This window comes from Lysinibacillus sp. DFXJR4, assembly GCF_057196045.1.
Genome location: NZ_JBXUNW010000015.1, coordinates 1 through 13842 on the forward strand (window position 1 = coordinate 1; position 13842 = coordinate 13842).

13 protein-coding genes and 1 rRNA gene are annotated in these 13842 nt (G+C 37.3%); 11 read left to right on the forward strand and 3 right to left on the reverse strand.

Features of this window, described 5'->3' with window-relative positions:
* Nucleotides 1-88 (forward strand): 5S ribosomal RNA (gene rrf, locus AC2CGN_RS20415); the annotation flags it as partial.
* Between the two features lie 235 nt (nt 89-323).
* On the opposite strand, the gene AC2CGN_RS20420 is transcribed toward rrf, so the two are convergent.
* Nucleotides 324-995, reverse strand: a complete 672-nt coding sequence (locus AC2CGN_RS20420) for a LytTR family DNA-binding domain-containing protein (protein WP_484515910.1) — start codon at nt 993-995, stop codon at nt 324-326.
* Nucleotides 996-1210: 215 nt separating this feature from the next.
* Here AC2CGN_RS20420 and aceA point away from each other — a divergent pair, with 215 nt between their 5' ends.
* Complete coding sequence (aceA, locus tag AC2CGN_RS20425) at nt 1211-2494, forward strand: isocitrate lyase (RefSeq protein WP_286924707.1); 1284 nt, start codon at nt 1211-1213, stop codon at nt 2492-2494.
* A gap of 112 nt (nt 2495-2606) precedes the next feature.
* Nucleotides 2607-4205, forward strand: a complete 1599-nt coding sequence (gene aceB, locus AC2CGN_RS20430) for a malate synthase A (protein ID WP_484515912.1) — start codon at nt 2607-2609, stop codon at nt 4203-4205.
* Between the two features lie 328 nt (nt 4206-4533).
* Here the strand turns inward: aceB and AC2CGN_RS20435 are convergent, their stop codons facing one another.
* Nucleotides 4534-5199 (reverse strand): O-methyltransferase, encoded by a 666-nt coding sequence (locus tag AC2CGN_RS20435; RefSeq protein ID WP_484515914.1) that lies wholly within the window; start codon nt 5197-5199, stop codon nt 4534-4536.
* A gap of 128 nt (nt 5200-5327) precedes the next feature.
* On the opposite strand from AC2CGN_RS20435, the gene AC2CGN_RS20440 reads away from it, so the two are divergent.
* The 6 genes from AC2CGN_RS20440 to AC2CGN_RS20465 all read left to right on the forward strand — a co-directional run bounded on the left by AC2CGN_RS20440 (nt 5328) and on the right by AC2CGN_RS20465 (nt 10435).
* Nucleotides 5328-6215 (forward strand): LysR family transcriptional regulator, encoded by an 888-nt coding sequence (locus tag AC2CGN_RS20440; protein WP_429989317.1) that lies wholly within the window; start codon nt 5328-5330, stop codon nt 6213-6215.
* A 68-nt stretch (nt 6216-6283) separates the two neighbouring features.
* Complete coding sequence (locus AC2CGN_RS20445) at nt 6284-6679, forward strand: GntR family transcriptional regulator (protein ID WP_283870289.1); 396 nt, start codon at nt 6284-6286, stop codon at nt 6677-6679.
* A gap of 4 nt (nt 6680-6683) precedes the next feature.
* Nucleotides 6684-7778: a DUF1648 domain-containing protein gene (locus AC2CGN_RS20450; RefSeq protein ID WP_484515916.1), complete on the forward strand. Its 1095-nt coding sequence runs from the start codon at nt 6684-6686 to the stop codon at nt 7776-7778.
* Between the two features lie 136 nt (nt 7779-7914).
* Nucleotides 7915-8586 carry a response regulator transcription factor gene (locus AC2CGN_RS20455; protein ID WP_286924702.1) on the forward strand — a complete coding sequence of 224 codons (672 nt, stop codon included), beginning with the start codon at nt 7915-7917 and terminating at the stop codon, nt 8584-8586.
* Nucleotides 8583-9956, forward strand: a complete 1374-nt coding sequence (locus tag AC2CGN_RS20460; protein WP_484515918.1) for a HAMP domain-containing sensor histidine kinase — start codon at nt 8583-8585, stop codon at nt 9954-9956. The genes AC2CGN_RS20455 and AC2CGN_RS20460 overlap by 4 nt, the downstream gene beginning before the upstream one ends.
* A gap of 74 nt (nt 9957-10030) precedes the next feature.
* Nucleotides 10031-10435, forward strand: coding sequence for a hypothetical protein (locus tag AC2CGN_RS20465; protein WP_286924701.1), 405 nt, complete (start codon nt 10031-10033; stop codon nt 10433-10435).
* Nucleotides 10436-10492: 57 nt separating this feature from the next.
* On the opposite strand, the gene AC2CGN_RS20470 is transcribed toward AC2CGN_RS20465, so the two are convergent.
* Nucleotides 10493-12436: an SEL1-like repeat protein gene (locus tag AC2CGN_RS20470; RefSeq protein ID WP_484515920.1), complete on the reverse strand. Its 1944-nt coding sequence runs from the start codon at nt 12434-12436 to the stop codon at nt 10493-10495.
* A gap of 185 nt (nt 12437-12621) precedes the next feature.
* On the opposite strand from AC2CGN_RS20470, the gene AC2CGN_RS20475 reads away from it, so the two are divergent.
* Together AC2CGN_RS20475 and AC2CGN_RS20480 are read left to right on the forward strand one after the other, a co-directional pair.
* On the forward strand, nt 12622-13335 hold the full coding sequence (locus AC2CGN_RS20475; RefSeq protein ID WP_484515922.1) for a glycosyltransferase family 2 protein: 714 nt from the start codon (nt 12622-12624) through the stop codon (nt 13333-13335).
* Between the two features lie 65 nt (nt 13336-13400).
* Nucleotides 13401-13661: a metal-sensitive transcriptional regulator gene (locus tag AC2CGN_RS20480; protein ID WP_004233098.1), complete on the forward strand. Its 261-nt coding sequence runs from the start codon at nt 13401-13403 to the stop codon at nt 13659-13661.
* Nucleotides 13662-13842: the final 181 nt, after the last annotated feature.

The following is a 13842-nucleotide window of genomic DNA, read 5'->3' on the forward strand; positions in this document are numbered from 1 at the left end:
CCGTTCCCATACCGAACACGGAAGTTAAGCTCTTTAGCGCCGATGGTAGTTGGGGGCTTCCCCCTGTGAGAGTAGGACGTCGCTAGGCAATAGTAAAACCAGAGTTTATTTCTCTGGTTTTTTCTTTTTTATTAAATATGGAAAATTAAAATTTATAAAATTGTGTTATTCCAACAAAGTTTAAACAAAAACATAAATTTTGAATTATTCAATTGATATACTCTCTATTAGGTAAGCAGATAACAAATAAAATCTGTCTACCTAATAGGGAGTTTTTTTCAATACAAACAAACTTTCAAAAAAAGTAGATACATGTGCTCGAATTAGAACTCTAGAGCGTTTCGAAGATTATTTAAATAAGATTGACTAACGGGCAGTTCGCTTCCATCCTTTAGGGTAATTATAAAATTGGAAGTAAGATCACGCGCCATTTTTTTTATGAAATGAATATTCACAATATAGGATCTATGAATGCGAATAAAGAATGAGGGTAGACGCATCTGTAGCTCCTTTAGCGTGATACTAGTTTTGAATTGATCTCCGTCCACATAAAACCACGTTTTCTTCTGTAGACTTTCAATATGAGATATCTTATCAATAGCTACAGGATTCCATTCTTCCTCATGCTTGCCTGTTAAGAATTGAAATGGCTCTAATTTCTTTTCTATAAAGGCTGAAGGCAATACTACAACCAGTGCTGCGGGTGCATCTAAAATGTGTATTGGATAGCCTATACCATAATAGGGTGTTTCAAATAGGGAATTATCTAATATTGCATCTGTCCGTTTTCTTGTACGTATCACCTGCTCTGCAATGCTTCCAGGTTGTACTTGTTGACCCACTTCCAGGTTGATGTTTTGATGTCCAGAATGAAAATAGATATAGGAGTTTTCGACAGCAATTGCAATGGAAGAGTAGGCTGGAATCCAGTCCTTTAGTATTGAAATAAACTGTTGTGAAATATCTTTTGGTGAAGAAAAAAACTCATTATTCATTGTGAATATCCCCCTTGTTTGTAAACAGATTACCAAATTTCGTCGCTGAAAAAACTGGTTTTATCATTAAAATTTGGCCTTTTATCTAAAAATAATGAAAATTCAGATGTTCTGTTATATATTAATTTACAACAAATAAGCCTGTTATGGAACAGTTAATTAAAAAGTTTTTTAACAGAGTGAATTGTATACAAAGGGGAAGGTGGAATTTCAATATGTCAACACGTCAAGAAAAAATTCAAGCACTAGAAAAAGAATGGGCGGAGAACCCACGTTGGGCAGGCATTGAGCGCTCTTATTCAGCTGAAGAGGTTGTAAAGTTACAGGGGTCTGTTGTGCTTGAACAAACTTTAGCAACTAAAGGTGCTGCACGACTTTGGAAGTCTCTACATCAGGAACCATTTATTAATGCATTAGGTGCATTAACTGGTAATCAAGCTGTACAACAAGTAAAGGCAGGATTACAAGCAATTTACTTATCAGGCTGGCAAGTAGCAGCTGATGCAAACCTTTCTGGTCAAATGTACCCTGACCAATCTTTATATCCAGCGAACTCTGTACCAGCAGTAGTAAAGCGTATTAACCAAGCTTTACAACGAGCTGATCAAATCGATCATGCTGAAGGACGTGTAGATCAATTTGATTGGTTTGCTCCAATCGTAGCTGATGCTGAGGCTGGCTTCGGTGGTCCTCTAAATGTATTTGAACTTGTAAAAGGAATGATTGAGGCAGGAGCTGCTGGTGTTCACTTAGAGGATCAATTAGCTTCTGAGAAAAAATGTGGTCACTTAGGTGGTAAAGTTTTACTTCCAACACAAAATGCTGTTCGTAACTTAGTTGCTGCTCGTCTTGCAACAGATGTAATGGGTGTAGATACAATTTTAATCGCACGTACGGATGCAGATGCAGCAGATATGGTAACATCTGATATTGATCCACGCGATGCTGAATTTATTACGGGTGAACGTACACCAGAAGGCTTCTTCCGTACAAAACCAGGTATTAAACAAGCAATTGCACGTGGATTGGCTTATGCACCATATGCAGATTTAATTTGGTGTGAAACATCTAAGCCATCTCTTGACGAAGCTCGTGAATTTGCAGCAGCTATTCATGCTGAATTCCCAGGTAAAATGCTTGCGTATAACTGCTCACCTTCATTCAACTGGAAGGCTAACCTTTCAGAAGAAGAAATCGCTGAGTATCAACGCGAACTTGGTAAATTGGGTTATAAATTCCAATTTGTTACATTAGCAGGTTTCCATGCATTAAACCACTCTATGTTTGAGCTTGCACATGATTATAAAGACAATGGTATGGCTGCTTACTCTAAGCTACAACAAGCTGAATTTGCTTCTGAATCAAAAGGTTACACAGCTACACGCCATCAACGCGAGGTTGGTACTGGTTACTTTGATGAAGTTTCTCAAGTTATTTCTGGTGGTACTTCTTCAACAACAGCAATGGCTGGCTCTACAGAAACAGAACAATTTGTTTAAGTCTAAATTAATTACGCGTATATCCTAAATTCATAATCATAGATAGTCTCCTCCGCTCCTCCTAAGGCGGGGGACGACTCAACTAAATTCACAAAGGTGGGGGAAACTACTGATGGAACAAGCAACAACTGGTAAGCTTAATATTGTTGGGGAACAAAATGAGCAAACAAAAGAAATCTTAACACCAGAAGCCCTTGAGTTTGTTCTTGCCCTGCACGAAAAATTTGATGCTCGACGTAAAGAATTGCTAACAGCACGTCAAGAACGTCAAAAGCGACTTGATGCAGGTGAGAAGCTTGATTTCTTACCCGAAACAAAGCATATTCGTGAGGGAGATTGGTCAATTGCACCACTTCCAGCTGATTTGCAAGATCGCCGTGTTGAAATTACAGGACCGGTGGATCGTAAAATGGTTATTAATGCATTAAACTCTGGTGCAAAAATGTTTATGGCTTGCTTTGAGGATGCATCATCCCCGACATGGGAAAACATGATTGGCGGCCAAATTAATATGCGTGATGCTATTAATAAAACAATTGAATTTACTCAAGCATCCAATGGAAAGACGTATAAATTAAACGAGCAAACAGCAGTGTTATTAGTACGTCCACGTGGTCTTCATTTACTTGAAAAGCATGTCCTCGTGGATGGAGAACCGATTTCAGGTAGTTTCTTTGACTTCGGCTTGTATTTATTCCACAATGCTAAAAATGCATTGGCACAGGGTACGGGCCCATACTTCTATTTACCAAAGCTTGAAAGCCATTTAGAGGCACGACTGTGGAATGATGTCTTTGTGTTTGCCCAAGATTATATTGGCATTCCACAAGGTACAATTAAGGCTACAGTTCTAATTGAAACCATTTTAGCTGCATTTGAAATGGATGAAATTTTATATGAACTACGTGAGCATTCAGCTGGCTTAAATTGTGGTCGTTGGGATTACATTTTCAGCTATATCAAGCGTCTACGTAACCAGCCTGATGTCATTTTACCTGACCGTGGGCAAGTAACAATGACAGTACCATTTATGAAGGCGTATACATCATTGTGTATCCAAACATGTCATAAACGTAATGCACCTGCGATGGGTGGTATGGCAGCCCAAATTCCAGTTAAAGGTGATGATGAGGCGAACGCTGTAGCATTTGCAAAGGTTGCTGAGGATAAGCGTCGTGAAGCAACAGATGGCCATGACGGTACTTGGGTTGCACACCCAGGCATGGTTGCTACGGCGATGGAGCAGTTTGATGCGATTATGACAACGCCGAACCAAATCCATAAAAAACGTGAGGATGTAAATGTTATAGCTGAAGATTTAGTAGCTGTCCCAGAAGGTACAATTACACTTGATGGACTTCGTATAAACTGTAGTGTAGGTGTTCAATATATTGCCTCATGGTTACGAGGAAACGGAGCTGCACCTATTAATAACTTGATGGAAGATGCTGCAACTGCGGAAATCTCTCGTACACAAGTATGGCAATGGATTCGACATCCTAAAGGTATTTTAGATGATGGTCGTGGCATTACATTGGCATTCGTACTAGAAATCTTGGAAGAAGAGCTTGTGAAAATTAAAGATGCTGTTGGGGAACAAGCCTATAACAGTGGTCGCTATGATGAAGCTGCCGAGCTGTTTAAATCTTTAATTGAGCAGGATGAATTTGCCGAATTCTTGACACTTCCAGGTTATGAAAAATTAGCTTAATCAATAGCAATCTACTAAACGAACATATCCAACTTTCCTAAAATAATTTATGGACTGAACTCGAATGCAGTCCACCCAATTCCACTATTGAATGAGCAGGGTCTGTTCCCCTGTTCTTTCCTAAACGAAATGAGCGCGTTTTTGTAATAAAAAGGGGTCTACTTATAAAAGTAAAGAGATTTAAATGGGGTGTAAGATGTCTTGCAAGCTTAGATGGGGGGCTTGTAGGACATCTTTTTCGTAATAAGGTAAACTAAAAACAGTCTAGAGAATCATTTAAGAATCTTTTCAGGGAGATGTCTCAGAATTTATGAGACATCTCTTTTTATTATTTAACGATCGCTAGCACAAAGCCATCGTACCCCTTAGTACCAACCGTTTGTATAGCTGTTGATTCAATTTGTGTTTCTTCTTTTAATAAATCCATAAATTGTCGCACACCTTGTACCCGTTCATCTTCACTTTTTACATCTATTACTTCGCCATTGCGCACTACATTATCAGCGACAATTACAGCTCCTGAGTTAGCTAATTGTATAGCCCATTTTAAATAGTCTGGATTATTAGGCTTGTCTGCATCGATAAAAATGAAATCGAAAGCTGGAGCTGCATTTTTCAGGGTAGGTAATGTATCTAATGCATTACCAACAATTATTTCCACTTTATTTTCATAACCAGCATTTTTAATATTTTGCTTTGCTAGGGAAGCATACTCTGGATTAATCTCAAGAGTGTAGATTTTTCCTCCTTTTGGAAGGGAGCGTGCTAACCATAAACTACTGTATCCACCAAGAGTTCCGATTTCTAAAATATTCTTTGCACCTTTCATCTTGGCCAATAAATATAACAGCATGCCTTGAGTTGGTGAGACATCGATTTCGGGAATACCTGCTACTTTATTTGCCTGTAATACAGCTTCTAGTTTTCTATCCACCGGTATTAACTTTTCCAAAAAATACTCATCTACATGATTCCAAACAGTTGAATCGGTCATCAAATCTTCTCCATTTCCACATTTTCTCTTGCAAGCTTGCAAGTTAAGTGTATGTTAGAATAAATCATAATAAAAATATATTATTGTTATTAATCCATAACTTTTGATTATGGGTACGAGGTGAAACCATGAATATTCATGCATTGAAGTTATTTTATCAAGTTGCTACAACTGGTAGCTTCACAAAGGCAGCAGAGTTACTCTGTATTAGTCAACCAGCCATCTCAAGTCAAATTAAAAAATTTGAGCATGAAATTGGTGTTCAATTATTCAAACAGCAAGGAAGAGGTGTACTATTAACTGATTTTGGAGAAGCCTTAGCAGAAAAAGCGAGAAACCTTGTTGCACTTGAAGAGCACATTGAATCATTTATTGAGGATTATCTATTTGCAAAAGCTGGTACGATACATATTGTTGCAACTTACTTACCAGCCAACTTTCTAATTCCAAAATGGGCAGCTACCTTTAAAGGAGCACATGAAGATGTGAACTTAGTCATTACAACAACTAATACGAAAGATGCCTTTGAACAGCTAATTCACTATAAAGCTGATATTGCCATTTATGGTGGAGGGATTTCAGAAAGGCCGGAGGAAATAGCTTGGGAGGAGCTTTTTGAAGATGAATTATGGTTTGTTGTTTCACCTGCCCATCGCTATGCAAATCAAAGCATTGCACTTGCTGATATGATGAAGGAACCCTTTATAATGCGGGAGGAGGGTAGCTCTATGAGGGAGCATCTTTTTTCTTTATGTCAAACCTATCAAGTGAAACCGCCAAAAATAGCTCTTCAATTCAATGGCATCAATGAAACAATTCGTTCCGTTATGGCAGGTTATGGTGCAAATTTTATTTCATCCTTAGCAGTTCGCGAGTATGTGGATAGCGGTCAATTGGCAAGAGTTTATGTAAAGGATATTCATATTAAACATAAAATTACTATATGTACTAGAAAGAATGAAAGGCATAGTATACTTGTACAAAAATTTATAGAAACGATTAAGAGCTCTCTATAACTTTTTTTTATGCATAATAATCAAATATTTGTTATATTATTTGTATAACAAATATGGAGATGATTGAAATGTATATTCAAATTGAGCCTCAATCTGACGTTCCTATTTATGAACAGGTAACACGTCAAATTATTGAAGGGATTGCAAGAGGAGAAATGAAGCCTGGTGACACCTTGCCATCCGTGCGTAATTTAGCGGCTGATTTAGGTGTTAATATGCATACAGTCAATAAAAGCTATCATGAGCTAGAAGAGAAGGGAATTATCACAATAAGAGCCAAATCAGGAGCTATTATTCGTTCAGCTGAAGAGCGAGCCTTAACACCTAAACAATTACAGCAGATTGAAAAAAATTTAAAGCCTGTTGTGGCAGAAGGAATGGTGCTTGGCGCAACAGCAGAGCAGATCGAGCACATGATGAAAAAGGTATTCGCTGATTTGCAAATATCCGTAGAAGGGGTATAGAGAGATGTTACTTGGTGTTTTTACCACAATCTACATCATAAATTTAGCTTTACAAGTTTTTATTCCCTATATTGTACGAGAAACAATTATCTTTGGTGTTACTGTGCCAGAGCAGAATGTAAAACATCCTACATTAAGGAATATGAAAAAGCATTATGCGCAAATAGTAGGCATATTTGGGATTGTGTTTTTAATAGTTATGATTGTAGGCTTTTCTTTTATACAATCTACCTTCATACAAGGGAATTTACTTCTAGGGTGCTTTTTTGCTATGCTTGCGGTGAGTATGGCACTATATTGGATGAACCATCATAAAGTTTTAAAACTTAAAAAGCAAGAGCAATGGGGCTTGCATATTAAGCAAGTGCGCTCCGTTGATTTAACAGCACGTAGCAGAGATGAAATGCTGCCATGGCCATTTTATGTAGCACCTGTAGGGGTAACAATCTTTTTAATCATCTTTACTTTGCTACATTACGAACAAATACCAGATAAAATAGCTGTTCATTGGGGGCCAAGAGGTGAGGCAGATTCTTGGAGAAATAAATCGTATTTTACAGCCTTATCTTTACCATTGATTATGCTAATGATGCAATGTATGATGTGGGGAGTTGTTGATTCTATAAAGCGTTCAGCGATTAAATTAGCTGTTAATCGTAAGGAGGAATCGTTGGAGGATCAACTGAAAAGTCGAAAATATATGAGTTGGAGTATTATGCTAATAAGCTATACGCTAACAATTCTATTCACGGTGCTACAGCTTAGCAATATTTATCCTTCAATAGCTGAAGGCAATAAACTATTACCTTTATTTATTTTTTATTTAGTAATTATTCTAGGCTCTCTACTTGCTTATGCATGGAAAAAACGTCAGTTGCGTGTGAAGTTTGAGGAAAATTCCGATTCTAAAGTAATGGATTTGGATGATGACCGCTTTTGGAAAGGCGGACTAATCTATATGAATAAGCAGGACCCTTCTGTTTTTGTGGAGAAACGCTTTGGCATAGGCTGGACGATGAATCTTGCAAATCCAAGAGGCTATATTGTTATTGGATTACCACTTCTTAGTATGCTGTTAATTTGTATCTTTGCACTCTAAAAACCTCTCGCTATTGCAGGAATGTAATGCAAATATTTTGCAATGCACCTGAAAAAATAGGCGAGTTTTTTTGTCTCCAAAAAGTAACATATGATAAATTTTAAGGAGCGTAAGGAAAAATGGAGGGTCAAATTATATGAAAATTCTTGTTGTGGATGACGATGTGCACATCTTGCAGCTTGTGAATATATATCTTACAAAAGAGGGCTATCAGGTTTTACAGGCTGAAAATGGACAGCAGGCACTACAATTACTTAAGGGGAGCTTACCTGATTTAGCAATTGTAGATGTGATGATGCCCGGAATGGATGGTTTTACACTGACGGAGATCTTGAGTCAAGATTACGATATTCCTGTCTTGCTGTTAACTGCAAAGGGAGAGCTTGAAGATAAGGAACGAGGATTTTTAGCAGGCTCAGATGACTATGTTGTGAAACCTTTTGAACCAAGAGAATTGTTATTTCGTGTAGCGGCTATATTACGTAGATTAGATAAAAAAAATCAAATTACTATCCAAGTAGGTAGGCTACTCATTGACCGTCGAAGCTTTGAGGTTGTCATTGGAGAAGATACATTAGTTTTGCCATTAAAGGAATTTGAGCTACTTGCTTTACTCGCCTCACGTCCAAATCAGGTATTTACACGTAGTTTCATTATGGCACAAGTGTGGGGCTATGATTATGAAGGTGATGAGCAAACGTTAAATACGCATATGAAGCGCATTCGAGAGAGATTGCACCACTATATAACAGATGTTGAGATTACAACAGTTCGTGGTGTTGGTTATAAGCTTGAGGTTATTACATGATGAAAACATTATATAGTAAATTTGTAATCACAACGATGCTTGTTATGATTGGTAGCTTGTGTATAGGCTTTCTAGCGACAAATACTTATTATCATCAAGTTGTAAAGGAAAAAAATGATGCTAAAAATGTGAATATTGCGCGGGAAATTGCGAGCTATATAGAGACCGCAAAGCCTGAAGACCTTGATAAATATTTCACAACTTTAGGCGGAATTGGCTACCAAATCTATGTTACAGATGGTGATGAAGGGCAATTTTTCGGTGGTGAATACCGTGATAAATCACTGTCATCTAAGGTCGTTGATCGTGTTATAGGTGGGGAAATTTATCATGGTATGCGTGAATTTCCTAAAGAGACATTTGTGACAGGCTTTTTTGCGAATGAGCTTATTAATACGATAGGTGTACCATTTACAATTGAAAATAAGCATTATGCATTGTTTTTAAGACCTGATATTCGATTATTATTCTCTGAGGTGCATACGATACTAGCGGGGCTTATTTTAGTAATGACGATCCTTAGCTTATTAGCCATGCTATTATTTGCTAAAGCATTAATTCGCCCCATCACAAAGTTAACTGAGGCCACACATCAACTAGCCCATGAAAAATTTGATACGTTATTGAATATTGACCGTGCAGATGAGATTGGACAACTGGCAATTAGCTTTAATGTCATGACAGAAAAATTACAGGAAAATGATCGCATGCGTAAGGAGTTTATTAGTAATGTATCACATGATTTTCAGTCACCATTGCTAAATATTCAAGGTTATGTAGATTTATTAAAGAATCCTTCGCTAACAGAACAGAAGCGGCAGGAATATACAATGATTATTGAACTGGAAACAAAGCGCCTTTCTACGTTAACGAAGCAGTTACTTTTGCTGACTTCATTGGATCAATCTACAAGATTATTAAAGCGTGAACCTTATCGTTTAGATGAGCAATTGAGGGAGACTGTTAGCAAGTATCGCTGGCAACTTGAGGAGGCAAATATGCAATTAACCTATCAGCTTGTGCCCCTTATTTATAGCGGCGATGCAGGACTGCTACAAAATGTTTGGGATAATTTGTTGACCAATGCTATTAAATATAATGTCGAGAACGGAGAAATTCATATTCATTTACAGGAGCAATCGACCTATGTTGAAGTACTAATCGAGGATAGTGGTATAGGAATAACTGCTGATCAATTACAGCAAGTATTTGATCGTTTTTATCGAGTAGATGCTTCAAGAACAAAGCAAGGGACTGGGCTTGGGCTAGCTATTGTTAAACAAATCGTAGAGCTACATGAAGGCTCAGTTCAGATGGAAAGTGTTATTCATTCCGGTACAAAGGTTTTTATCCGTTTACCAAAATTGTAATAAGGAGTTCATGTAAAGTTCATGTTCCCCCAGTAAACTACTGATAGTTAAAAAAGCTTAGGGGGAATCATCGAATGGAACAAAAATGGAGTTTACGTTTAATACGCCTTGCTGCAATTTTTGCGTTGTTTGGAACGTATTTGGGTTCACATATGTCCGGTTCAGGAAGTTATCAATTTAGACCAATACATGCACACGTTTTACTAGTAGGCTGGTTAAGTATGTTCGCATGGGGAATTTTTTACCGTGCGTTCAAAGTGAAATCTCAAAAATTAGTAGTTATACATGGCTGGACAGCTATTTTAGGTGTTTTTGGCTTAACGTTAGGGATGTGGTTTTACAATTTAAACCCATTCAATTTTAGCAGTACATTTACATTAATTTTCTTTATTGTAGGTGGGACAACCTTGTTAATAAGCTTTGCATTATTTATCGTTGTAACATTTATGATTCAACAAAAAGAAGAAATGAAAATGTAAGGCGAATACCGTGTCACAGTTAGGTTAGCAGGTGACATGGTATCCCCGTTTAAGTGGCTATTCTTTTATATTTTCGAGAGACATCTTTAGCCATTTTGTTGCCTCATTATAATCTTGAGCAACACCCAGCCCCTTTTTATACAGCATACCTAGCTGAAATTGGGCCTTTTGATGGCCTTGATTAGCAGCTAGACGATAAAGTTGAGCGGCCTTTACAAAATCCTTAGGGACACCCTGTCCATGACAATGCATTTGAGCTAATTGATATCGTGCTTTAGCATGCCCCTGTGCTGCAGCCTGTTCAATCCATTTCGCTGCCTCTGTATAATCCTGTTCGACACCTTTTCCTTTATCAAATAAATTTCCAAGCTGATATTGAGCACCTGCATGCCCTTGAATGGCTGCTAGCCGATAACAGCGCCGTGCCTCTTCTAAATTTTGTTCAATTCCTATGCCCTGTTCATATAAAAGTCCCAATTGGTACTCTGCATTAATATGAGACTGATCTGTGGCTGCTCTCCACCATTTCGCAGCCTCCTTATAATTTAATGTGCCACCAGCTTCATTTACATATAATAATCCAAGCTCGTACTGGGCATCAGCATAGCCTTTTTCTGCGGCTTTTTTAAAATAAGGTAAGGCTTTGTCAGACTGCTCAAGCTGATATACATACATACGCCCAAGCTCGAAGCCTGCACTTATATGTCCATGACTAGCAGCGAGCTGCAACCATTTTTCAGCTAAAGCTATATCTTTTTCCTTTTGATACAGCAGACCGAGACAATATTGAGCATTTGTATGCCCACTATGTGCCGCAAGCTTAAACCACTTAATAGCCTCTACTTGGTCCTGAGCAATACCTTGACCTGTGTTATAGAGCATTGCTAATTGAAATTCTGCATTCGTATGGTCTTGGAGTGCTGCCATGTGGAACCATCTAGCAGCTTCTTCAAAATTTTGTGTGATACCACGACCTTTTAGATACATGTAGCCGAGATTATACTGGGCACTTGCATCACCTGCTAAGGCGGCCATTTCAAAATAGGTCATCGCCTCTTCATAGCTTTGCTCTACACCTGTTCCGTTATGATAAAGAAATCCAAGGTTATTTTGAGCACTTGTATTGCCTTGATTGGCTGCAGAAATATACCATTTTGCTGCCTCAAAAAAATCTACAGGTACACCTAGTCCTTGATTAAAAAGTACGCCTAAATTATACTGAGCATCAGCATTTCCTAAATTCGCAGCCTCTTTATAGTAGTGAGCTGCTTTCTCATAATCCTGCGAGACACCCTGTCCTAAATGATAAAGTACTCCTAAACTATATAAAGCATTTACATCTTTTTGCTCCGCAGCTCTCTCATACCATTTTCTTGCTAGAGTATAATCTTTTTTTACACCGCGACCGTGATTATAAAGCACCCCTAAATTATATTGGGCGCTTGGATTGCCCTGTTTTGCTGTCATCTCGAACCAGTCTGCTGAATTTTTATAGGCCTCTACTGACTGATGCTCTTGATGTAGTATATTGCCATTTAAAATGGATGTTAAATCTTCAAAATTAGAGCTTTTACTTGGTAATTTGGCCTTGAAGCTTCGATCGTAGCGTTTAAGAAACCACTCTACAATATCACTTAAATAATCAAGAACAATTTTCGCAGCCTTTGCCTCGACAACCTCATTGCTTTGACTGGAGGCCATTTTATTCACAAGGTTCATTAGTAAATAGATACGGCGTGGATGTATTTTAGCAACAAAATCACGTTGATTAAGTAAAGAATGTATGTTTTTTAGCCTAGGTTCTACATGCATTTCTAACTTATAAATTTCATATAAAATTTCCTCTAGTACGAGAAGTGATTTATGTAGGGATAGAGCTGGCTTCGAAATAGCGAATGCATTTGCACCCTGTAAATTTTCAGCTAAATTTAGGAAGGATAACGCTCTTACTTTCTTACATTGATCTTGTAGGATTTCCTCTTGCCTGACGATTGTCCTCACCTCTTTCATCCTCTTTTTTCATATATCGGGAAAATATCTATATTATTGATATGTTTAATGGGATTCATCAGTTGAATTGTCATCGTTACATGATACTATGTGATATAAGGGAGAATTTCAAAAAGAATTGTTAAAAAGTGCATCTGCCAACGTTTCATTTTAATGCCGTCCGGAGGATAGAAATAATGAAAAATATTGCAGCCGTTATTCCAGCATTTAATCCACAATCTTCATTAATAACATATGTACATCAGCTTTTAACAACAACGATTTCACAAATTATTATTGTTAATGATGGTAGCGATGATAAATATGCAAATATTTTCGAAGAGTTGAAGAGCATTAATTGCTGTCGAGTGTTAGAGCATGATAAAAATATTGGAAAGGGCGGCGCACTGAAAACAGCATTTTCTTATATATGGTCTCAAAAAAGTCAGTTTCAAGGTGTAATAACTGTCGGTGCTCACAATCAACATACAGTGCAAGATGTAAAATTGGTATTAACGATGACAAAGGTATTCTCAGAAGGGATTGTGCTAGGAGTACGTAATTTTCATTCATCAGACAGTACCCTTTTGTCCTACTGGGGAAATCGTGCAACAAGCTTGTTTTTTGAGCTTCTTTACCATAAAAAGCTAATGGATACTCAGACTGGTCTAAGATATATCTCTATAAAAGAACTTCCATGGTTGCTGCGAGTAAAGGGAGCACGTTATGATTATGATACAAATATGCTAGTTGCAGCACTTAAAAGAAAGTGTCCAATTTTTGAGGTGGAGATTGGGCAGTTACGTATAAAGAAAAATACCATTATTCAATATGATGAAATAAACAATGCAGGAACAATTATTACTAAAATGCTTATGAATTATTTAAAACCAAGGGACAATAATCAATAAGTTTATAAATAAATAACATTAATTACTCAAGAACGTAGCGAGTATGGAAAAAAGGAGCAATGATGATGGAGTATTCAGATCAAGTAAAAAATCGTGTTAAACGTATGGAAGGCCAGCTACGTGGTATTTTGAAAATGATGGAGGAAGAAAAGGATTGTAAGGCAGTTATTACCCAATTGTCTGCAGTACGTTCAGCAGTAGATCGTACAGTAGGGGTGATTGTAAGTACAAATCTTTTAGAATGTGTACAAAATGCTGAAGGGGATGGCGAGAAAATGAATGAAGCTATTCAGGAAGCCGTTAATTTAGTAGTAAAAAGTCGTTAAAATCATGGAAAAAATACCCACTAAACTCACTAATTTAGGTGGGTTTTTATTTTTGCAAAAATATAGTTCATTTCGGTGCTAATTTAGAAAAATTAGGGATTTTAACCTATGCAGTTTTATGGTTTTATTAGTTAAAAGTCATAGTTAGTGAACTTGTACGATAGATTTATAGTTACTTTTT